Source organism: Vibrio neptunius (assembly GCA_019339365.1).
Taxonomy (GTDB): domain Bacteria; phylum Pseudomonadota; class Gammaproteobacteria; order Enterobacterales; family Vibrionaceae; genus Vibrio; species Vibrio neptunius.
Genome location: CP079859.1, coordinates 3,553,810 through 3,576,804, shown reverse-complemented (window position 1 = coordinate 3,576,804; position 22,995 = coordinate 3,553,810). Strand labels below are relative to the sequence as shown.

Genomic DNA, 22,995 nt, shown 5'->3' with positions numbered 1-22,995 from the left:
CGATTTATTTGTATTAATTCAGAAGGATTTTTTTATGAACCCGACAAGCTGCTAGACATAACGGTTTTTCGTTATTGGAAATGGTGATCGTTATCGGGATTATGGGCATCGCGCGATCAGTGGTGTATCGATCACGGCTGTTTCCTAAAGGCAAACAGCGCTGAGCAGGTTTATCGGTGAAAGCGGCGGAGTTAGGCCGCGCGGTGTTGATGAGATGCTGGGCCGTAATTTTGATCAAGCAAACCTCTAAATAAATGGTGGTTTACCTTGGAATGTGTTCCCCTCGTTGCGACTATCGACCGAGATTTATGCACAGATGCTACCGCCCTTAGTTCCTGATCTTGGGAGACAAATAAAACCTTATACAATGATGATACACGACGACTTTGATGGCCTGAACGGTGCCGTTCAAGATGTGCCAGGTCTGATTATTAGTGGCGAGTATCAAGAGGTTATAACGTCGCCATTATTGTCTTCTATGAGCAGGATATCGGTGGCACCATGCAAGGCGTAGAATCTCTCACCAGGACACATTATGAAGAATTACCGTTACCATTACTGATCGTCAGGGAACACTTATCCATTTTCAGCGACAAAGGGACTCTTTGATGCGCGGTTTACTCTGATTGAAATGGTTATTTCATCACTTTGTTAGGCATTGTTGGGCTGTTTGTCGGTGAAGTGGTGCGTCAATCATTGGTAGTTTACTCAGACTCATCTAATCGTGAAGCTTTGATTCAGCAAGGGCGCTTTGCTACTGAAAGGCTACGTCGAGAGATTAGAGAAGCCATTCCCAACAGTGTCGTGGTCGCGAATAACTGCATTGAAATTTTGCCGATCACAAACAGTGCTATATACATGAATCTACCCACCGTTGCGGCTACGTCAGCCTCATTCGAGTGCTCCTGTTGTGAAAGTATCAGTGCCGGAACGTGTTGTGGTGTACCCAACAGACGCGGCAGAGTCTGAGGCAGAATATTAGTGGTGCTGGGCCAAATTGCCCAAGTGAGTACAGATGTTGATTTTAGTGCCAGTGATGATGACTTCCATGGTGAATGTCAATTTAACGGTCAGTGCAGGTTTTACTACATTGAGCCCTGCGGATCGTTTGTATTTCTACCGTGATCCCGTCGCATTTTGCTTGGTTGGCACTGAGCTATTGAGGTATTCCAACTATGCCCCAGATAGAGCGACGTTAGATCCTGCATTGCTTGGTCAGGGGTTAGATCGTGGGGAATCTCGCTGCAGTGAATTTTGTTGTTGCTTCACCTCAACTGCAACGCAACGGTTTGGTGAAGATGGAGCTTACGTTTTCTGATAATGGAGAACAAATAAGGTTTGATCATGATGCACTTATCTACAACACGCCGTAGTCAAAACGGGAGTGGGCTGCTTCTGGTGATCTTCATCATTGTTGTAGTGGTGGGTTTGTGGCGGCCATCGCCAATCGAAATCAAGAGCGTAGTAGTGATCAACTGATTGCATCAGTTATTGGAACCAGAGCAGAAATGGCGGCACGCTCTGCGGCACAGATAGAAATTAGCCGTTTTTATCAGACCGTTACTGGACGGTAGCTGTCAGGTCGGGGCCGCGCAAACGATTCGTTTTCGGGGGCTGGTTTATCTCAGTGCTCGGCCTCGGTGACATGTACCTCTTTGGGAACGCTGGATAATAATGTTGAGGTCTTTCAATTGGTTTCAACAGGATTGTGCCAAGTGGGAGGGTGGCAACTGCAAAGAGTCATTGAGGTAGGAGTCAGGCAATGAAAATGATGAGGAACATTGTTTTTTCGTGATTGGTCTAATGATACCATTTTACGCTTATGCTGTACCTCAATGTACAGACATCTTTACTGATCCTCCCTCTGGAAATCATTCCGGTAATGGCTTAGTTCCACCATCGGACGTTATTAATAATAAGCTTGGTAATCTTGACTGTTTCCGCTTTGGAGGAAGTAATCTTTGTTGGCAAGGCTTTACATTAAGAACGAGTGACTTTACACCTGGCGATTACAGTTATAACTCTTGGTCGATTTCAAAATAGCGTTGAACTCAGCACCAATGGTTCAACGACTCGTTTGTATTTTGATTCTCTCCAACTAACGAATGCTGAGTTAAACCTTGATGGTGATCCGGAAGATTTGTTTATTTATGTGGCAGGTAGCTTGCAGCTTGCTGGTCAGAACAAAATCAATGGCATTTTGTATGTCGCGGGAAGCGTTCAGGTCGCGGGTAATGCACAAATATCAGGGGCTCTTGCTGCTGGAGGCGCGCTAGTCACAACGGGTAACAGCACGGTAACGGTTGAGCCCGATGCGATAGAAAGCGCTAATCTTATCGGTATGTGTGACACTCAAGCGTTGCCCTTTGGAGTGTTTTAGTGATGATTTCAATTCAGGCTCACTATCTAATCTCTGGGTGACGTCGACCAGCAGTGGTTCTTTCATGCCAGGTGTGATCAGCAGTCGATTGCGTTTTACTCAAGCGGTGCAAGATCGAGCGACGTCGTCGACTTATCAGCGTCTATTCCCTGCTAAGGATAACTTGGTTGAAATAGAGTTTGATCATTTTGCCTATAATGGTTCCGGCGCGGATGGTATTGGTGTTGTGCTTTCCGATGCACTAGTTACGCCGAGAGCAGGCGCGTTTGGTGGCCCTCTAGGTTATGGTTTTAAACCCAATGAGCCGGGGTTTGCTGGTGGATGGCTCGGCGTGGGGATTGATGAATATGGTAACTTCTCCAATGAAGGTGGCTAAGGCAGTGAACCAGGAAGGCGACGTCAATCTGTTGCGATGCGTGGCTCTGGTGTCGGTGAAACGGGTTATCGTTATTTAGCGGGTGCATGTAACAATGGCCAAACGAATCAGAATGGTGACTGTTTGTCGCCAACCGTGGATAACAATAATTCTGGGGCGGTACATCGTTATAAAATTGTGGTGGATTCACGGATCACCAATGAATCGCAGGCAGAGATATCACGTAAGATAGGAGCGGTAGCTGGCAATCCATTGTCGGGCCAATTAATGTTTTAGATAGTCAATATAATCAGGCAGCGGTACCGGATGATTTCTTACTCTCTATTACACTGGCTCGACAGGCAGTGTGACCAATATCCACGAGATTGATAACTTCCAAGTTTGTGCGTTTAAATCACGCCCCATAGAAGAGCAAATCGATCATTTTCGTATTACCCACACTGGGCAAGGCATTACATGCAACAAATCACAAGTCACCAATAAGGCATGTAAAAATGAAAGCTGTAAGGAGTTATACACTGACCCTGTCAGCATTACCTTATCTCCTCCGTCGTTCCTGGAGGAGGAGGCTGGGGAAGGGGGAAATAACCCAAACCATTACTGGTGGCTCTGAGACCTTTTTTATACGGAAACATTCTCCAGGCAGTATCAAGTTAGATGTGGTGGGGTCAAACCCTCCGGCCCGTCCTTTCTCTACTAATTTACGCCAAATTGGTAGTGGCAGCTGGAGCGACCAGAACTGTAATTTAGTCTTTTCTGATAGCGGTTTGTTATCGATATGCCAGACAAGTATGCCGCTGAATCCGTTGAAGTCACGCTTAGTGCTGTCAAGCAGGGAGACAGCAATACTAAATGTGATGTCGGCTTTGGGGGAGTGACAAAGAGTGTCGCCCTTTTGGAATCAGTATTTAGACCCAGGAGCAGATTTGGTCGGAAGCCCTAAAGTATCTGTTGATGTGACGGGAAGTGATACGGATCTTGGCACCAGTGAGTTAGTGGCGACAAATTATAATTTAGCGTTTGATAGTAACGGTCAAACGAAATTCAATCTCAATTATGATGATGCAGGTCATTTACAGTTGAATGCAAAATATGTCGGAACTGGAGATGAATTAGGGTTAGAGCTTAGAGGTGCAGAGAATTTCGTGAGTTTCCCTAAATATCTGACCATAACAGCTGAAAAATTCGTCTGGGGGCTCCGGGAGTCTGTAGTAGTGCCGATACCAGTTGTAGTGTTTTCGCCAAAGCAGGGGAAAGCTTTAATCTTAAGGTGACCGCTTACAATCAGGATAACCAAGTGACACCTAACTACAAACATAGCAACATTACCATCAGTCATAGTTTGGTGCAGCCCTCAACAGGCACCGCAGGCAGTATTAGTACCACCTCTTACAGCCATACTCCTATTTTGAATGGTACCAATAGCGTGACGCAATCGGTCTCTGAGGTTGGTGTGTTTCGTTTTACTGTGACGCCACCAAGCTCATTTTATGGAAGTACGGCTAAGAGTATTACCGCTGGTACGACAGGGAATATAGGACGTTTTATTCCTGCGTATTTCGAACTTCCAACGACGTCTACTGATATTTTGAATACGCCAGTGCTGCAGGGTGCTTGCTCTCAATCCCCGAAGTTTAGCTACATTGGCCAATCTTTGGTTATTCGACTAGCCCTGAACTGACACTAAATCCTAAAGCCGTGGATGGTTCACCTGTTGGTAACTATGTTATCGGTGAATGGTGGCGATATAGCAATAATTGGGGAAGCCGTAACTACCTCTCGGATAACAGTCTAACGATGGCTCTCGACACTGCGGCTTCACCCAGTGTGACCAGAACACCTGCGACTGGCAGCACCATGGTAGCTAGAAAATGAGATGATTTATTACACCAAGGCAACGACGCCAATCAATCCTTTTACTGCTAGCTTTCAATTGGTATTAACTGCGAGTGATGTGACGGATTCCGATGGTGTTTGCTTAAAGCCCAATGACTCAGGTAATTGCCAAGGAATTAATTTTGATGATGTAGATGGGACTATGGCCCTACGCTGGGGAAGATTGGTTATCAACGACACTTATGGCTCTGAGATTGCTACGGTGAGACAGCGACTGGAGCTGCAACATTATCAAAGTGATCGCTTTGACACCAATACCGATGACTCATGCACTAGCTTTGGGGGATCGGTAACTTTGTATTTACATCGGGGAACTACACGGTTGTGACTAATGGTAGTCCTACTCAGCCGGAGGTTAATGCTTCGCTTACTTCTGCGATAGCCAGCGGTGGAGAGTCTTGGATAGAGTTTACTCCTCCCGGATCTGGTAGCACTGGAACGATCACAACCTCTCTCAATGTGGATTTGTTATTTCCTTGGCTAAAATATGATGAAAATGGCGATGGCAGTCTGGATGATGTCACTTCAGGACTGACACAATTTGGTCTATACCGAGGAGTGATCGAGTCATTTGGTGGAACGAGCAGAATTAGAGACAACGAGATTTTTCGACTTTCGTTAGGAATCTGTTAGAAATTGCGGGTTTCAGTCCATGTTTATAGTTCAATGCCTTGCTGATAAGGCAAGGCATTGGTACATTTAGTGCAATTTTCTATCTTCTAATTCTTTCAGGACGAGCGAAGAATATGTTCAAAAACTTCGTGGCATATTTTCTAATGATCTATCAATCGATTTAGGTACTGCCAACACTCTTATCTACGTCAAGGGACAGGGTATTGTTCTAGACGAGCCTTCAGTAGTCGCTATCCGTCAGGACCGTAACAGAGCAGGAAAAAGTGTTGCTGCTGTTGGTCATGCTGCAAAGCAAATGCTGGGTCGTACTCCAGGTAACATCTCGGCAATTCGTCCTATGAAAGACGGCGTAATTGCAGACTTCTATGTAACCGAAAAAATGCTGCAACACTTTATTAAGCAAGTTCATGATAATAGTGTACTGAAACCAAGCCCTCGTGTTTTGGTATGTGTCCCTTGTGGTTCTACTCAGGTTGAGCGTCGTGCCATTCGTGAGTCCGCACTGGGAGCAGGTGCACGTGAGGTCTATTTGATTGATGAGCCAATGGCGGCGGCAATTGGTGCTGGCCTACGAGTTTCAGAGCCTACTGGCTCTATGGTTGTTGACATCGGTGGCGGTACTACAGAAGTAGCGGTGATCTCTTTAAACGGCGTAGTTTACTCCTCGTCAGTACGCATTGGTGGTGACCGTTTTGATGAGGCCATTATCAACTACGTTCGTCGTAACTACGGTAGCTTGATCGGTGAAGCGACAGCAGAGAAAATCAAACACGAGATTGGTTCAGCATACCCAGGTGATGAAGTTGAAGAAATTGAAGTGCGTGGCCGTAACCTTGCTGAAGGTGTGCCACGAAGCTTTAGCCTGAATTCAAATGAAATTCTCGAAGCTCTACAAGAGCCTCTGACTGGTATCGTGTCTGCTGTGATGGTCGCCTTGGAGCAGTGTCCACCAGAACTTGCGTCTGATATTTCAGAAAATGGTATGGTTCTGACCGGCGGCGGTGCGTTACTTAAAGATCTCGATCGCCTTCTCACTGAAGAAACAGGCATTCCAGTCGTTATTGCTGAAGATCCACTGACTTGTGTGGCTCGTGGTGGCGGTAAAGCTCTAGAAATGATCGACATGCACGGTGGCGATCTATTCAGTGAAGAATAATCGGGTTTGCCTAGTATATCGCTAGGCTGCTTCGATTCGATTAAGGAACTCATATTCAATGAAGCCTATTTTTGGCCGAGGACCTTCACTTCAGCTACGCCTGTTTTTCGCAGTCATTATATCAGCCAGCCTTATGCTGGCTGATAGTCGTTTAGGCGCATTTGCACAGGTACGCTACTTGCTCAACAGCGTAGTTGCCCCTATTCAGTATCTCGCTGATGTTCCTCGTACTATGTTTGACGGGGCTTATGAACGGTTCAACATTCGCAAAGACTTTATGGAGAGTAATCACCAGCTTAAACGCGAAATTTTGCGTCTTAAAAACGACATGCTGCTTTTGGATCAGTACCGTGAAGAAAACCAGCGTCTTCGAAAGTTACTGGGCTCTTCGTTTGTGCGGGATGAGCGTAAGGTCGTTACTGAGGTTATGGCAGTGGATACGTCCCCCTATCGCCAACAGGTTGTCATCGACAAAGGCCAGATAGATGGTGTTTATGTCGGTCAACCCGTAGCTAACGAAAAAGGCATTGTTGGTCAGGTGACATTTGTATCAGCGCACAATAGCAGAGTGTTGTTACTGACTGATAGCCAGAGCGCAATTCCAGTTCAGGTGATACGTAACGATATTCGAGTTATTGCGTCAGGTAATAGCAAAATTGACCGAATTAACTTAGATCACATCCCGATTAGCCTAGATATTCAGGAAGGTGATTTATTGGTGACTTCTGGGTTAGGGGCGTGTATCCAGAGGGATATCCTGTGGCTCATGTCGTCGATGTGCTGCGTGATACGGCACGAGAGTTTGCCGCTATTGAAGCGGAACCCGTAGTAGACTTTGAACGTCTACGCTATCTATTGTTGATCTGGCCAAATGACTCACGTCAGAACAAAATCCAACAGGCATTACCGGACAATATGCAAGAGGTAACAGGTAATGGCAAATAGTGTATTCAAAGGCAAGATGGTCATTGTCGTCTCGTTTTTAATTGCCTTAACACTGCAGACGATTCCATGGCCTGGTGTATTGGATGTATTGCGACCGTCTTGGTTGTTTCTGGTGATTTGTTACTGGGTACTTGCATTACCTCATCGAGTTAACGTTGGCACAGCTTTGGTGCTCGGTCTGTTGTGGGACTTACTGCTAGGTTCAACATTAGGTATCCGCGGTATGATGATGTCAATTGTGGTGTACCTCGTCGCACTTAATTTCCTCGTCCTACGCAATATGGCACTTTGGCAGCAAGCGATGCTGATTGGAGTGCTTTCCATGATTCTCGACGTCTTGATCTTTTCGGGTGAGTATTTGATACAGGACATAACGTTTAATCTGCTGTCACTTTGGAGCGGATTAATCAACTGTATTCTCTGGCCATGGCTATTCCTATTGATGCGTAGAGTAAGACGACACTGGCATATAAGGTAATTAATGATGAAAAAACTGGTGTTAGCATCAGGCTCTCCGAGACGGAAAGAATTGCTGTCACAACTGGGCTATTCATTTACTGTCATTCGCACCGATGTTGAAGAAACGCAGGCCGATCAAGAGACGCCCGTTCAGTATGTATCACGCCTTTCTTTAGATAAAGCGATGGCTGGCGTAGAGGCTGAGAGTGATTCCGTCGTGCTTGGTTCAGACACGATCGTGGTCTGCGATGGTACGGTTCTGGAAAAACCAGAGAGTTTGGAACAGGCTAAACAGATGTTGATGCGACTTTCAGGTCGTGCTCATCAGGTAATGACGGCAGTGACCGTTGCAACCATAGAACAACAAGAGACTGTAGTGGTGACTACAGACGTTTGGTTTAAACCTTTGTCCGAAAATGAAATAGAGCAATACTGGCATACTGGTGAACCATGCGATAAGGCTGGTAGCTATGGGATCCAAGGGATTGGCGGACGTTTCGTTACGCGTATTGAAGGCAGTTATCACGCTGTGGTGGGGGCTGCCATTATTCGAAACAGACCAGCTCTTGCACAAATTCTTATAATTTAAAATATTGAGGTGCGCCGATGAGTGCAGAGTTGCTAATCAACGTGACCCCGAGTGAAACTCGCGTGGCCATGATTGAAGGGGGAACCCTACAAGAGATCCATGTTGAACGTGAAGCAAAGCGCGGAATAGTCGGTAATATATACAAAGGTAAGGTGAGTCGTGTCTTACCGGGGATGCAAGCCGCTTTTGTTGATATTGGTCTCGATAAAGCCGCCTTCCTTCATGCTTCTGATATCGTTCCTCATACTGAATGTGTGGCTGAAAATGAGAAACAGCAGTTTCAGGTCAGAGATATTTCCGAGTTAGTTCGGCAAGGGCAAGACATTGTTGTTCAGGTGGTGAAAGATCCATTGGGTACTAAAGGTGCTCGTTTGACAACGGACATTACTCTACCTTCTCGTTATTTGGTATTTATGCCCGGTGCTAGCCACGTAGGCGTATCACAGCGTATTGAGAGTGAAGATGAGCGCAACCGCCTCAAAAAGTGGTCGGTCATTACTGCGATGAAGATGGCGGCTTTATCATTCGCACAGCTGCAGAAGGCGCTCATGACTCTGAGCTATCTCAGGATGCTGCATTTCTTAAGCGCCTCTGGTCTAAGGTGAATGAACGTCGTACCAAGTACAAAACCCGCTCTACGCTCTATGGTGAGCTTGGATTATCTCAACGTATCCTCCGAGATTTTGTCGGTACAGAATTGACTAAGATACTGGTTGATTCTCGTTTGGAGTTTGAAAATCTCAAAGAGTTTACATCTGAATATGTTCCTGAATTGACGGAAAAGCTCGAACTGTATAATGGCGATAAACCTATTTTCGACATGTACGATACCGAGAATGAGATTCAGCGTTCTCTGGAGCGTAAAGTTGAGCTCAAATCTGGTGGTTATCTGATTATTGATCAAACAGAAGCAATGACGACGGTTGACATTAACACCGGTGCTTTTGTGGGGCGCCGTAATCTCGAAGAAACGATTTTTAATACCAATGTTGAGGCGACGCAGGCGATTGCTCGTCAGCTCAGACTGCGTAACCTTGGTGGTATTATTATTATCGATTTCATCGACATGCTGTCAGAGGAACACCGTAAGCGTGTACTCACTTCTTTGGAGGCCGCTCTCGATAAGGATCGAGTGAAAACCAACATTAATGGTTTTACACAGCTAGGGTTGGTCGAAATGACGCGGAAACGCACACGAGAAAGTATTGAACACATTCTATGTTCTACTTGTCCAACCTGTGAGGGGCGGGGAAGTGTAAAAACGGTTGAATCGGTTTGTTATGAGATACTTCGTGAAATCACCCGAGTGAATCGGGCGTATGAAGCAGACAAGTTTGTGGTTTATGCTTCTCCTTTCGTTGCGGATGCACTACAAGGCGATGAATCGCACGCACTGGCAGAGCTGGAAGTCTTTATTGGCAAACAGGTCAAGGTTCAGGCAGAGCCTCTTTATATTCAAGAGCAATTTGACGTTGTCATGATGTAGGATTTTCGTGAACACCACTGTTAGACGTTTCACCCAAGTATTCATATGGCTCTTGGTGACTGTGATGGTCACCTTAGCTATTGTCATCACCTCATTGCGTATTACTTTGCCCCAGCTCAATCATTTCCAAAGTGCTATCCAGAGCTGGGTCAATAAAGGATCAGAACTTGATTTCGAAATCGGTCAGATCAGTGGGTTCTGGCGTAATACCCACCCTTCGATATCACTGCAGAATGTGCGTGCGAATACGCCTGAAAGCAGTGGTATTCATTTTTCGGCACAAACAGTCGAAGTTGAATTTGACCTCATTCAATCACTGATTGATCGGCGTCCAGTGATTGCCGATTTGAGCATTCATAACCTGAAGCTGGACATCAGCTCCATAGAATGGGTGCAATCTGGGCAAAAAACGGCGATGCAGCCGCAAGGTGAGCAGAAGAGTGTTGTACAGCAGTTGGATCAGCTACTTTTACGTCAATTAGATAGCTTTTCGTTAGTGGATTCTGAAATTTTGCTGCAGGGAGTTGATGGCTCAAAACGTGAACTCGACATAGCGAAATTGTTCTGGCAAAACAAAGGTCGACGCCATATAGCAGACGGTGAGGTCAGCATTGCTCACAGTAACCTTAATTCTGCTCAGGTTAAAGCCAACTTTATTGACCATGGTTCTCTGGCTGAAGTCAGCGGTGAGTTCTATCTAGCAGTCGACAACGTTTTGGTCACACCTTGGCTGACAAAATACCTTAAATCTGAAACGGGTATTGAAAAGGTCAGGTGAGTTTAAATAGCTGGGTTACTCTGCAACACAACAAACCAACCAATGCCTATGTCGAATTAGAACCTTCTGAGCTGACATGGAAAGAGGGGCGTAAGCATGAACTGCTGATTGAGTCGGGTATATTACAGCTTGAGCCTAAAGGCGAAGGTTGGCAAGTAAATGCTCACTCACTTGCTCTGCAAACGGATGGCCAGCCATGGCCTGAGTTGGATATTGCTTATCAGTGGCAACCTGAAGACTGGCTACTGAATATCTCTCAGCTTGACCTTAAAGTCATTTCCCCATTGGTTAAGTTGGCACCAGAGTCGAAGCAAACCACCCAGCTCCTAGAAACTTTAGACCTAGGCGGTGTCGTGGAAGATATACGAATTTCAATGCATGGTGAAGAACTGAACTCGCTCAACTATTCTGCGCAGCTGACTGATGGTTCAATGAAACAATGGGAATTATTACCCGGTGTCCGCCATCTTGCCGCGACAATATCAGGTGATATACATCAGGCTAAAGCAAGTGTGACCTTAATTGATGACCTATTACCTTATGGCGAAGTGTTTCAGGCACCATTGAACATTAAGCAGGGGCAAGTCGATATGGTGTGGCAGAATCACAAAGATGGGTGGAGCTTGTGGGCAGATAAAGTAACGGCCGCAACACCTGATCTTCAGGTGCTCGGCTCGTTCAAGCTCGATTTTCCGAATGATAAAAGCCCTTTTTGTCCTTCTATGCGGAAGCCGATTTGTATAATGCAGGTGAAACGTGGCGCTATTTGCCCGCTTTAGCGCTCGGACGAGACCTAACCGATTATCTTTCTACGGCTATTCAAGCCGGGAAAGTCAATACCGCTAAATTGCTCTGGTATGGTGAACTAGGTGATTTTCCATACCATAAGAATGATGGCATGTTCCAGGCTTGGGTAGGCCTGAAACAAGCGAAGTTCAGTTTTGATACCGCTTGGCCTGCCATCACGGATTTGGAGTTAGATTTACTGTTCCAAAATGATGCAATGTACCTTAACTCACGTAATGCAAGGTTAATGGACGTGAGTGCGACTCGAATTACAGGCCGTATACCTGAGTTAGCACCGGGCGGACATATTGAAATTGAAGCGAGTGCGGTCGCGCAGGGTAATGCTGTGCGTGACTACATGACGGCCTCACCATTGGTTGATTCTGTGGGCGCTGCGTTAACAGCGGTACAGGTTGATGGCAAAGTAGCATCCAGTTTCCAACTGAATATACCGTTTAGTTCTGATGAGGAAGCTCGTGCTTGGGGGTACGCTGAACTGGATGAAAATCAGGTCACCATCGAAACCCCACCACTGAAACTGGAGAACGTGTCTGGCCGAGTCGAGTTTGATAATGATGTCGTCAGCGCAGCCGGTTTGTCAGCGCAATTATTAAAGCAGCCTGTTGCCATTGATTTTGCTGGTGAGAATGCCGGTCAAGGTTACAACGTCAATATTGATGTTGTCGGTGACTGGGATTTGAAACCGCTAACACCTTATGTCGGTGAGCGCTGGATTGGGCCTTTAAAGGGGCATGCCCCGTGGAGTATGGGAGTCGATATTCAGCTGAATGATGTTGGATTTACTTACCAACTTGATACCAGTGCGGACCTTAAGATGGTGAGCAGTCAGTACCCTTATCCACTGAATAAAGACTTATATCAACTGGGGAAAGCCAGTATGCAGGCATCTGGCAATCAGGAAAGCATTACCGCTCGCTTACAGTTGCCTAGTTTGAAGTATCAAGCAGAAATTGATATTCGGCCTGACACACCTGTTTTAAAAGCGACAAATCTGATTTTAGGTAAAGGCAGTTTTAAAATTAGCCCAATAGCCGGTCATCAGGTTCAAATACGCACAGACAAGTTTGATCTTGAACAGTGGGCGGATCTGCTTTCTCGTTCTACATCAAGAGCGAGTGAGGCGGCTCTTAATGAGGTGAACACGCCGGAGATACCAACACCCAATCGAGTGGAATTGGATGTGGGGGAGCTGACCTTAGCGGGCATTGAATGGAATGATGTCGACTTTATTGCCAAACGTAAAAACCTTGGCTGGCATATGAGTCTTGAGAGTCAGGAGGCCGCGGGTGAGGCGAGCTACATTGAACCTTATGATCTCTCCGTAGCGCTCGACAGGCTACATGTGTACATTCCCGCTTTAGATGCCGAATACAAAGACAAGACCTTGTTTGAAGCGGGGAAAGATCAGAAAGAGCTAATCAGTCATTTTGAACGCGCTTTCCATGAGCAAGTTCCCAACATAACACTGACAATCGATGATTTTTGGTTGCAAGGTTATAAAGTCGGGCAAACGCACCTAGACCTCCAACGTCAAGGCGACCGAATCGAGTGGAAAAAGCTCTCTTCCAAAGTGGTGCGAACAAGGTGGATATGAATGGTTCGTGGCTGCTTACGGAGGACATGAGTCATACTAAGTTCAATATCGAGATGTCTGGTGACAACAATAGTGATGTAATGGAACGCTTTGGAATTACTTCAGGCATTCAACAGGCACCGTTTGAGATAGACTCTAAAGTCGAGTGGGATGGCTCCCCTTGGTCGATGAAGGTAAACACATTGCAAGGGCATGTTTCGACTAAGCTAGGTAAAGGTCAAATCTCAGATGTCAGTGGGGCAGCACGCCTACTTGGTCTGTTTAGCTTAGATTCTATCATCCGAAAAATGCAGCTCGACTTTAGCGACGTCTTTGATAACGGGATGGCCTTCAATTCGATTAAAGGTAGCGGTGAGATTAAAAATGGTATCTTCCTTACCAATGATATAAAGATGGATGCGGTGGCGGGTGAGATGACAATCAAAGGGTTGGCTAACCTTAACTCACGTACTGTAGACGCAGAGGTGAACTTTGTTCCTGATATTACGTCGGGTATCCCTGTACTGACGGCGTTTGCAGTGACACCGCAAACAGCACTATATGTGCTTGCTATTACCACGGTTATTTCACCAGTTGTAGAGGTCTTTACTCAAGTCAATTATGAAGTGAAAGGGCCATTGGATGCGCCTGTCGTTAAAGAGCTATCACGGAGTAAAGGCGAGTTTAAGCTGCCAGAAACGTTACGCGAAAAAATTGAATAATGAGGAGCGCTCATGGAAAGAGTGGGACTGATTCAAATGACATCGGGGCCAGATGAACAGGAAAACCTGGCTTACATTCAACAGCAAGTGGCCAAGTTAGCCGCCGCTGGCGCTCAGTTGGTGCTCACGCCGGAAAATAGCTTAGTATTTGGTCATCGTACCGATTACCACACAATAGCGGAGCCATTAAATCAGGGAATGATTCAAACGGATCTGGCTATGGTAGCGAAACGACATGGGGTATTTCTAGTCATAGGAAGCATGCCAATTCGTTGTGAGAATGATGTGACCACGACCTCATTGGTCTTCAGTCCTCAAGGAGAGCTCATTGCACACTATGATAAGTTGCATATGTTTGATGTCGATGTTGCCGACTCTCATCAGCGTTATCGAGAATCCGAAACGTTCAAGCCAGGTGTGCAAATTGTGTCAGTCGATACGCCTATCGCTCATTTGGGCTTAACAATCTGCTATGATGTTCGTTTTCCACAGCTGTATAGTGAACTGGCGAAGCGGGGTGCAAATGTGATGCTGGTCCCCGCCGCATTTACGGCTGTTACAGGCAAAGCGCATTGGGAACCGTTACTAAGGGCAAGAGCAATAGAAACGCAAAGTTGGGTTATCGCGGCCAATCAAACTGGAGTTCATCCTTGTGGTCGAGAAACTTGGGGACACTCTATGGTAATCTCTCCATGGGGAGAAGTGGTCGCCAAACTCAATAGTGAACCGCAGAATCTGTTGGTCGATATTGACTTAAAACGAGTATCTGAAATCCGTAAGGCGATGCCTACTCTCAACCACACTCGGTTCCAAAACCAATTACATGTTTAAGAGCAAAGTATGACAATAAACCAAGTAGAAGACGCATTGCTAAACTCGGCAGGTCTAACCGAGAAGGACATTGCAAAGACTTTAGCCAGCATTGCTAGCCGTCAGATTGACTATGCTGATATCTATTTTCAGTCGAGCTGGCATGAATCACTGGTTCTGGAAGACAGTATTATCAAAGATGGTTCGTTTAACATTGACTGTGGTGTCGGTGTACGAGCGGTCGCGGGTGAGAAAACCGGTTTTGCTTACTCAGATCAAATCCACCTTGAAGGTTTGAAACAAAGTGCCATGGCCGCTCGTGGTATTGCACAACAAGGTCAAAATATTCAAATTCAGGCGTTCAAGCGTAGTGATAATCAACAAGTTTACGCTGCTGAGAATCCACTTGAAAGCTGGCAAAAAGAGCAAAAACGCAATTGCTAAAAGAGCTGGATGCCTACATCCGTACCAAGGAGCCTTTGATTACAGAGGTGTCTGTAAGCCTGAGTGGTGTACATGAGCAAATGCTGGTTGCTGCAACAGATGGTACCTATGCTGGAGATATTCGCCCTTTAGTGCGTTTGTCTATCAGTGTACTGGCTCAGCGTGGTGAACGCCGTGAGCGAGGCAGTGCGGGTGGTGGTGGACGATTTGGTTATGACTTCTTTTTGACGGAAGAGCAGGGTATAAAAGTAGCCTATCACTACGCTGATGAAGCGATTCGTATGGCGCTAGTTAACCTTGAAGCTGAAGCTGCACCGGCGGGCGCGATGCCGGTTGTATTAGGTTCAGGCTGGCCTGGTGTTCTGCTTCATGAGGCCGTAGGCCACGGCCTGGAAGGGGATTTTAACCGTAAGGAATCTTCGGTATTTAGCGGCAAGGTTGGTGAGAAAGTCACCTCTGAGCTTTGTACTATTGTTGATGACGGTACTTTGAAAGACCTACGCGGCTCTCTTAACATCGATGACGAAGGGGTAGTTGGTCAATACAACACCTTGATTGAAAACGGTGTCCTGAAAGGTTACATGCAGGATAAGCACAATGCACATCTTATGGGGGTTGCGCCTACAGGGAACGGCCGCCGTGAGTCTTACGCACACCTTCCTATGCCGCGAATGACCAACACCTATATGCTACCAGGGCAACATTCGCCAGAAGAAATTATCTCTACGGTAAAGAAAGGTCTTTATGCACCAAACTTTGGTGGTGGTCAGGTCGACATCACGTCGGGTAAATTCGTTTTTTCTGCTTCAGAGGCTTATTTGATTGAAAATGGCAAAATTACTCGCCCTGTTAAAGGAGCAACCTTGATTGGCTCAGGGATTGAAGCAATGCAGCAAGTTTCTATGGTTGGTAATGACCTCAGTATTGACCGAGGTGTCGGTGTGTGTGGCAAAGCAGGTCAGAGCGTTCCTGTCGGTGTTGGGCAGCCCACCTTGAAGCTTGATTCGCTTACCGTTGGTGGTACTGACTAGACTCGACTCGACATACCCAATAACAATGAAAAAGGGTTGATGTTTCCACATCAACCCTTTTTGTTCTGTTTCTCTCTAAATATCGTCACGCTCAATTGGGCAGCTCATACAACGAGCACCACCGCGTCCGCGGCCTAGTTCATTACCCGGAATAGTCAGAACTTCGATACCTGCTTTGTCGTACTTCTCGTTAGTGTAAACGTTACGTTCGTAACCAATCACCACCCCTGGTTTTACAGTTAGGACGTTGTTCGCGTCGTTCCATTGTTCACGTTCAGCTTCATAGTTGTCGCCGCCAGTAGTGATTATCTTAAGATTATCGACGCCTAATGCTTGCTCAATAGCATGAGTGTAACTTGACACTTGTTCTACCTTCATCTCATTTTCCCCTTTCGATGTTAGGCGCCAAGTATCAAGGTCCTTGCGCATGATCTCGGGATAAACTGAGAAAGTGTCAATATCCATGTGGGTCATTACTGTATCTAAATGCATACAAGAGCGGTGTTTGGGCAAATCAATGGCAATCACTTCTTTCGCTTGACCATTCTTAAATAGATTTGCTGCTAAATTTTCAACACCTTGAGCTGTTGTTCGTTCAGACATACCGACCAACACAGCTCCTTTACCGATAACCAGTACATCACCGCCTTCAATATTGGCGTTGTCATAATGCAGATCTTCATCACCAAAGTATTTGATGAAGTCTTGTCCTGCGAATACAGGGTGCCAGCGATAAATTGCTCGTAGATGGTTTGTTTCGCGCTGACGAGCTGCTTTCATCATTGGGTTAAGAGACACGCCACCGTAAACCCAACATGATGTATCACGAGTGAAGAGGTGATTTGGTAATGGCTCGATAACAAAGTCCAGTGGACGATGCATCTTAGGTAACATTGATGCAGACTGTATCGGTAACTCCGAGTAAGCTAAGCCACCGAGCAAGATGGTTGCTAAGTGTTCATTATCCATATCCGATAAGTAATGGCGCAGGTCACGGGCAAACGTCGGACCGTAGCGGAAATCAGAAATCTGAGTATCTAGTAACCACTCTTTGGCTTCTTTGACGGCCAAAGTCTCTACTAGGAGATCGTGAAGTAGCAATACCTCGACACCCTGATTCGTCAAAGTTTGTGCAAACTGATCATGCTCTTCTCCTGCCGCTTCGACAGCAAGAACATCGTCAAACAGTAGCTCATGGCAGTTTGAAGGGGTAAGGTGGGTTAACGCTCGCTCTGGTCGGGCTAACAATACACGTCTTAACTGGCCTACTTCTGAGCCTACGTACAACTTACTCATTTTGCGTCCTTACAATAATATCCAATGCGTATTTATGACAAGGTTGTTATCAAGATGCAAGCGATAATGTTGGGTTCAAAAACTGGTTTTTGTTTTATTTGTGGTTTTTAATTCTATATATTTGGTTTTTATTGAGTTTTATAACTGAAATTTCAACTGCAAATTATGTGCGCTGACTTTGCGACTCTATTCGCCACGCTATAAGAGGGATTTTGACAAATTAGAATTGAATTCAGCATAGCTATTCATAACTTTGCCAACTGGTGGCAGAAAGGTATATTTCTATGCAGTTGTCATTTTTCCTAAGATATGCAGCGCTGAAAAATAAAAACTCACAACGACGGGTAACAAACTGTGATCGATGACCACAGATAATTCTGAATCACACTGATGATAAAAAAATGTTAAGTTTTCGATGTTGTGAGCTGGATCCTTTGAGATCGTTCATCATTCCCTCAATAAAGATGACGATCCGAATGGATTGCGGGTAGTAATTTCGCTGGATCCATGCGATATTCCGTTGCGGTAAAAATCGATCAATGTTGTCACTATCTGGAGCCGACTTATGTCTCATGAAGACGAATATCTATCAGTTGAAGAATTAATTGAGATTCAAAAAGGAAGAGACTCGCGAGATCATCCAAGCCTTACGAGAAGACGGTAGTGATCCAGATGCGTTATATGAAATAGAACATCACCTGTTTGCTGAAGATTTCGATACGCTGGAAAAAGCCGTTGTTGAAGCGTTTAAAATGGGTTTTGAAGTATTAGAAGCAGAAGAAACAGAAGATGAAGATGGCAACAAACTGCTGTGCTGTGATGCGACAATGGAATCGGCTCTTGATGCAGAAACGATTGATGCTCAAGTAGAGAAGCTGATTCATCTTGCAGAGAAATATGACATCATCTACGACGGTTGGGGTACCTACTACGAAGGCGAAGATGCGCTGTATCCAGAAGAAGATGACGACGAAGAGTAACGAGTTATTGAAGAAACCAGCCCAAAGGCTGGTTTTTTTGTCGCTGTCATTCGGCGAGGGATAAGTATCTTTCATTCAGACGATTCTTTATAATCACCCGAACTTGATCTAGCGCAATTTTAATAAGGGAAACATGCAGCTATCACTCGCAGGCTTATGGCAGATCTCTCCGCTTACTGACCTTTCTGTTCCTCAGGATGACATTACTTTTCCTGCAGCATTAAGCGAGCGGTTACCTGATACGTTGTGCGAACAAGATATCGCTGAGCAAGAGTGGCACTTGATGCACGATATTGAAGTTGATGAAGCGATGCTGGCGTTTCCAGCCGTTGACTTGGTGCTTGGTGGTGTAGATTACCATGCTGAAGTGCGACTCAATGGTATAGCGCTGTTTGATTGTGATGGCTCACAGGCGGAATACAAAAAGGACATTCGTCCTTACATGCAACTCGGTCGAAATCGCTTTGAGATCTTGTTTCTCGAAGAGGAAGAAGAACTTTTGTTCGAAGAAGACAGGTTGGATATGTGTCCTTTAGGTGATCAACCTAACCAAAGGTTTGATTCACGAGTGGGTATCTGGAAAGAGCCTTACCTGCAGTTTATCCGCCATGTACGATTAGAGCATGTTGTGACTGAGCAGATCTGGCACCACGGCGGTGGTTGTGAGTTTTTGGTCGATCTTCATTACAGCACCTACACACCGGGGCTGATTTCTGCTGCAGTTAAATTCAATGGAATGACCTATCACCTGCCTATTGATGTACGAAATGATCATGCGAGCGCTTTGTTTCAAGTCGAAGCGCCGATCTATTTCGATGCTAGCCAGCCAGCTCTCAATGATCTATATCAGCTAGAAGTGATGTTGGATGGCCAAACGCAGAAATTTAATATCGGACTGAGTAAAGATCTCTGCGTGACCCATTTCCCTGTGTAGTGGTTTTCAAACGTGAGCCGTTTGCTGTGAAAATAGCGGGCTTTGTTTGCGCTGCCATACTCGCTCATGGAAATAATAGGCGAGAGTATTAATACTTGGTTCAATCGCGGCCATAACGCCACCGACTAACCAGCTCCCTGTCAAAAGATAAGCAACACTAAACGCCACACTAAAGTGCACAACAGCAAAGCTGGTGGTTTTCAGCGCTGTAGCGTTCTCACGTTTTTTCAACTGGGGTGAGGCTTGCCAAACTCGTTCATGAAAATAAAACGCAACGGTGTTCACCATAGGCTCGATCATGGCAATCAGACTACCAATCAAGATATCTCCCGTTAATAGATACGCGACCGTGAAAGCGATTGAGAAGTGAATAACTGCAAAGGTTAATGTCTTTTTCATGATGTGATCCAGTCTTTGGTGTTGATAGGATCATTATTGATAATTATTATCATTAGTTAAATTCGATTGAACCTATAATATCAATCGTTAGTAACTATTAAAAAAGGCACTCAATTGAGCGCCTTTTGTCTTTATTCAATCCACTTAGCCTTGCGGTTTTACCACCAAGACATTGATGGGTGAGTTCTGAACCACTTTACTGGCGACAGAACCCAATACCACTTTATCCAGTTTAGAACGCTTATGGCTTGGCATCACAATCAGGTCGGCACCGAGCTTTTCCGCATAGTCGAGAATAGTCGCGTACGCTTTGCCTTCGGCTACGTGCACTTTGTAGACGACTTCTTCAGGAATGTGCTGGACAGCGAACTGTTTCAGCTGATTCTCAACGTCGGTTTTCATTTTCGCTGCGGCATCTTTTGGAAAGTAGGTCGCAACCATAGACATGTGAATACCTGGTAATACGTTCAGAAGATGAACTTGAGCATTGGAATGCTTGGCGTGCCAGACAGCCAGCTCAAGTGCTTTATCAGAAAAGCCTTTGTCGTTCAGATCGACAGGAACAAGAATTTGCTTATACATCGATAGCTCTCTATTCAGTCTCAACCATGGAAATGGCTGAGATATGCATCCTTAGTTGATACCAAATCCACCGAATTTAAGTGGATTAGCTAATTGTAGCCTCACTTCCTTCTATGGAGCGAGGCTAACTAAGTTACGCGCTCAATTCATCCTTACGAGCTCGTCTTCTCTGGTTCATACCTAGACCGATGAGCAGTAGCAGTGCAGGAACGAAGACCCACTCTTTCATTGGTCGATCTGCATCCACTACAACCGAGCGAATCTCCCAGTCGAAATCAACACCAGCTGCTTCTGCTGGGCTGCCGAATTCGACCATATCGACCAACATACGGCCATTGCTGCTATTCAGCATCAGACCCATAGATGAGATACGATCTTCAGCGGACTTTGCGCTGTCCTCGAATGGCAGTCGGACGGTCTTCGAGATGAAATCGCCTTCAAGGTTCTCACCCGCAACAAGAAGCTCAATCTCTTGACCAACGGGTAGCTGTTCAGTGATCTGCGCGATCTCTGTACCTGGGTGAAGTACTTTGGCTGGGTAAATTTGATCCCACCAGAAACCAGGGCGGAAGAAAGTAAACGTCAGAGCCAATAGCAGAACTGTTTCCCACCACTTGTTCTTAGTAAACCACCAGCCTTGTGTTGCTGCAGAGAATATCAGCATTGCAATGACGGAAGATATGATCGTGAGCAACAAATGCCACCAACTCTCAATTCCCATTAAAAGAAGTTGTGTGTTGAAGATGAACATGAAAGGTAAGATGGCGGTACGAATATCGTAAGTAAAGCCCTGAATACCGGTCCTGATTGGATCCGACTTGGCTATCGCCGCAGCGGCAAAGGCTGCTAAACCAACCGGAGGTGTATCGTCGGCCAGAATACCAAAGTAGAACACAAACAAGTGAACGGCGATCAGAGGGATGATTAAGCCGCTTTGTGCACCCAGCGTCACGATAACAGGAGCCATTAGTGTAGAAACTACGATGTAGTTTGCTGTCGTTGGTAGGCCCATCCCCAAGATCAGACTGATCACAGCGGTGAACAGAAGCATCAGGATAATGTTACCGCCCGAGATAAACTCGACGAAGTCCGTCATCACCAAACCAATACCGGTGAGAGTTACCACACCAACAACTGTGCCCGCAGCCGCAGTCGCAACACCAATACCGATCATGTTACGAGCACCAGAAACTAGACTCTCAAGTAAGTCAATAAAGCCTTCTTTGGTTTGTTCCGCAATCGCTCCTTGCTTAGAAAGTACGGCCATGAGAGGACGTTGAGTAATCAGGATAAAGATCATGAATACCGTTGCCCAGAACGCAGACAAACCAGGAGAGAAACGCTCTACCGTTAAACACCATACCAGTACCACGATTGGCAGCAGGTAGTGCAAGCCCGATTTAATCGTTGGACCTGGATCTGGCACTTCAGTCAGTTCGGCATCAATCTCAATCGCGCCTTCTTTGGCATATTTAGCCGAGATATTGACCAAACCAACGTAAGATAGAAGGAGCGCAATGGTGACGATTGGTGTAGCGGCATCACCGAAGACGTCTTTCGTCCAACCGATACCGTAGTAGACCGCGGCACTGATGACACACAAGCCGAGAATGGTGCCAGTGAATGACAGTAAGCTCGCGATTAGTGTCGGATTGTGACGACGAGGAAGACCAGTCATGCCCGCTTTACAGGCTTCAAGGTGGACAATGTAAATTAGCGCGATGTAAGAAATCAGAGCAGGCAGGATTGCCGCCTTGATGACTTCGACGTAAGAAATTCCTACGTATTCAACCATAAGGAATGCAGCTGCGCCCATGATTGGTGGCGTTAACTGACCATTGGTTGAAGCGGCAACTTCTACTGCGCCTGCTTTTGTTCCTGGGAAACCGACACGTTTCATTAGTGGGATTGTGAAAGTACCAGTGGTCACAACGTTGGCGATTGAAGAGCCTGAAACCAGACCAGATAAACCTGATGCGACTACTGCTGCTTTAGCTGGTCCACCTCTCATATGTCCCAGCAAAGAGAAAGCGACTTTAATGAAATAAGCACCTGCACCAGCGCGTTCCAGCATTGCCCCGAACAGTACAAACAAGAATACGAATGATGTGGACACACCCAGAGCAACGCCAAATACACCTTCGGTTGTTAACCATAGATGAGACATTGCTTTGTTCAGACTGGCGCCTTTGTGAGCAATCACATCGGGCATGTACGGACCACCAAAGGTATACAGTAAGAACACGGCTGCAACGACCATCAGTGGTGGACCTAGTGCACGACGTGTTGCTTCTAGCAGTAATATCATGCCCGTTACAGCAGCAACAATATCTAATGTTGTTGGAGCACCTGATCGGCCAGCCAGCTCGGTGTAGAAAATATAGATATAAGCAGCGGAGAAACTGCCGGCTAATGCCAGTAGCCAATCCAGAGCAGGGATATGATCGCGAGGAGAAGTTTTCAGAGCGGGGTAAGCGGTAAACGCTAGGAACACGGCAAACATCAAATGTATCGAACGTGCTTCAGTGTCGTTGAGTACGCCAAAATTAAATATGAACGGCAGAGGGGATGCGTACCAAAGTTGGAAGAGTGACCAACACAGTGGCACAAACCATAAGATGCGTCCTGGGATACCCATAGGGGCACGTGCACCTGTATCGGCTTGAGCTACCATTTCTTGCACATCTTGAGACGGAGATGTTGTCTTCGACATGTACTT

15 protein-coding genes and 9 pseudogenes are annotated in these 22,995 nt (G+C 45.9%); 20 read left to right on the top strand and 4 right to left on the bottom strand.

All coding sequences use genetic code 11. The features are described from left to right. The first annotated feature begins 80 nt into the window (after positions 1-80). The 18 genes and pseudogenes from KW548_16575 (at position 81) to tldD (ending at position 16,085) form a co-directional block, all read left to right on the top strand. A pseudogene (locus KW548_16575) lies at positions 81-607 on the top strand (MSHA biogenesis protein MshD). Positions 608-631: 24 nt separating this feature from the next. Further along, positions 632-1,373, top strand: a pseudogene (locus tag KW548_16570) (MSHA biogenesis protein MshO). Further along, positions 1,348-1,766 (top strand): annotated as a pseudogene (locus KW548_16565) (MSHA biogenesis protein MshP). The pseudogenes KW548_16570 and KW548_16565 overlap by 26 nt, the downstream one beginning before the upstream one ends. A gap of 224 nt (positions 1,767-1,990) precedes the next feature. After that, positions 1,991-2,380, top strand: a complete 390-nt coding sequence (locus tag KW548_16560) for a hypothetical protein (GenBank protein QXX06609.1) — start codon at positions 1,991-1,993, stop codon at positions 2,378-2,380. A gap of 64 nt (positions 2,381-2,444) precedes the next feature. Then, positions 2,445-2,756 (top strand): hypothetical protein, encoded by a 312-nt coding sequence (locus tag KW548_16555; GenBank protein ID QXX06608.1) that lies wholly within the window; start codon positions 2,445-2,447, stop codon positions 2,754-2,756. A gap of 36 nt (positions 2,757-2,792) precedes the next feature. After that, positions 2,793-3,032, top strand: coding sequence for a hypothetical protein (locus KW548_16550; GenBank protein ID QXX06607.1), 240 nt, complete (start codon positions 2,793-2,795; stop codon positions 3,030-3,032). A 608-nt stretch (positions 3,033-3,640) separates the two neighbouring features. After that, positions 3,641-4,030 (top strand): hypothetical protein, encoded by a 390-nt coding sequence (locus KW548_16545; GenBank protein ID QXX06606.1) that lies wholly within the window; start codon positions 3,641-3,643, stop codon positions 4,028-4,030. A 23-nt stretch (positions 4,031-4,053) separates the two neighbouring features. After that, positions 4,054-4,437 carry a hypothetical protein gene (locus KW548_16540; GenBank protein ID QXX06605.1) on the top strand — a complete coding sequence of 128 codons (384 nt, stop codon included), beginning with the start codon at positions 4,054-4,056 and terminating at the stop codon, positions 4,435-4,437. A gap of 195 nt (positions 4,438-4,632) precedes the next feature. Then, positions 4,633-4,980, top strand: a complete 348-nt coding sequence (locus tag KW548_16535) for a hypothetical protein (GenBank protein ID QXX06604.1) — start codon at positions 4,633-4,635, stop codon at positions 4,978-4,980. Beyond that, entirely contained in the window at positions 4,977-5,285 is a 309-nt protein-coding gene (locus KW548_16530) for a hypothetical protein (protein ID QXX06603.1), read from the top strand. The genes KW548_16535 and KW548_16530 overlap by 4 nt, the downstream gene beginning before the upstream one ends. 133 nt (positions 5,286-5,418) lie before the next feature. Beyond that, positions 5,419-6,441, top strand: coding sequence for a rod shape-determining protein (locus KW548_16525; protein ID QXX08095.1), 1,023 nt, complete (start codon positions 5,419-5,421; stop codon positions 6,439-6,441). 58 nt (positions 6,442-6,499) lie between these two features. Continuing rightward, positions 6,500-7,386: pseudogene (gene mreC / locus KW548_16520) on the top strand (rod shape-determining protein MreC). Then, the gene (gene mreD / locus KW548_16515; protein ID QXX06602.1) at positions 7,376-7,864 is read left to right on the top strand and encodes a rod shape-determining protein MreD; all 489 of its coding nucleotides are present in this window, start codon (positions 7,376-7,378) and stop codon (positions 7,862-7,864) included. Before mreC ends, mreD begins: the two are co-directional and overlap by 11 nt. Positions 7,865-7,870: 6 nt before the next feature. Further along, positions 7,871-8,429 (top strand): annotated as a pseudogene (locus KW548_16510) (Maf-like protein). A gap of 22 nt (positions 8,430-8,451) precedes the next feature. Next, positions 8,452-9,920, top strand: a pseudogene (gene rng / locus KW548_16505) (ribonuclease G). A gap of 64 nt (positions 9,921-9,984) precedes the next feature. Then, positions 9,985-13,800: pseudogene (locus KW548_16500) on the top strand (TIGR02099 family protein). Between the two features lie 12 nt (positions 13,801-13,812). After that, on the top strand, positions 13,813-14,631 hold the full coding sequence (locus KW548_16495; GenBank protein QXX06601.1) for a carbon-nitrogen hydrolase family protein: 819 nt from the start codon (positions 13,813-13,815) through the stop codon (positions 14,629-14,631). Positions 14,632-14,640: 9 nt separating this feature from the next. Continuing rightward, positions 14,641-16,085, top strand: a pseudogene (tldD, locus tag KW548_16490) (metalloprotease TldD). A 75-nt stretch (positions 16,086-16,160) separates the two neighbouring features. Here tldD and arcA read toward each other — a convergent pair. After that, on the bottom strand, positions 16,161-17,381 hold the full coding sequence (gene arcA, locus KW548_16485) for an arginine deiminase (protein ID QXX06600.1): 1,221 nt from the start codon (positions 17,379-17,381) through the stop codon (positions 16,161-16,163). A 565-nt stretch (positions 17,382-17,946) separates the two neighbouring features. Between arcA and rraB the strand changes: the two are divergent. Both rraB and KW548_16475 read left to right on the top strand, forming a co-directional pair. Beyond that, positions 17,947-18,361, top strand: a pseudogene (gene rraB, locus KW548_16480) (ribonuclease E inhibitor RraB). Between the two features lie 133 nt (positions 18,362-18,494). After that, the gene (locus KW548_16475) at positions 18,495-19,295 is read left to right on the top strand and encodes a hypothetical protein (protein QXX06599.1); all 801 of its coding nucleotides are present in this window, start codon (positions 18,495-18,497) and stop codon (positions 19,293-19,295) included. Positions 19,296-19,301: 6 nt separating this feature from the next. On the opposite strand, the gene KW548_16470 is transcribed toward KW548_16475, so the two are convergent. From KW548_16470 to KW548_16460, 3 genes are all read right to left on the bottom strand, one after another. Beyond that, positions 19,302-19,694, bottom strand: a complete 393-nt coding sequence (locus KW548_16470; protein ID QXX06598.1) for a DUF2061 domain-containing protein — start codon at positions 19,692-19,694, stop codon at positions 19,302-19,304. Positions 19,695-19,838: 144 nt separating this feature from the next. Then, positions 19,839-20,276, bottom strand: coding sequence for a universal stress protein (locus tag KW548_16465; protein ID QXX06597.1), 438 nt, complete (start codon positions 20,274-20,276; stop codon positions 19,839-19,841). Positions 20,277-20,409: 133 nt separating this feature from the next. After that, positions 20,410-22,989: a TRAP transporter permease gene (locus KW548_16460; protein ID QXX06596.1), complete on the bottom strand. Its 2,580-nt coding sequence runs from the start codon at positions 22,987-22,989 to the stop codon at positions 20,410-20,412. Positions 22,990-22,995 lie beyond the last annotated feature (6 nt).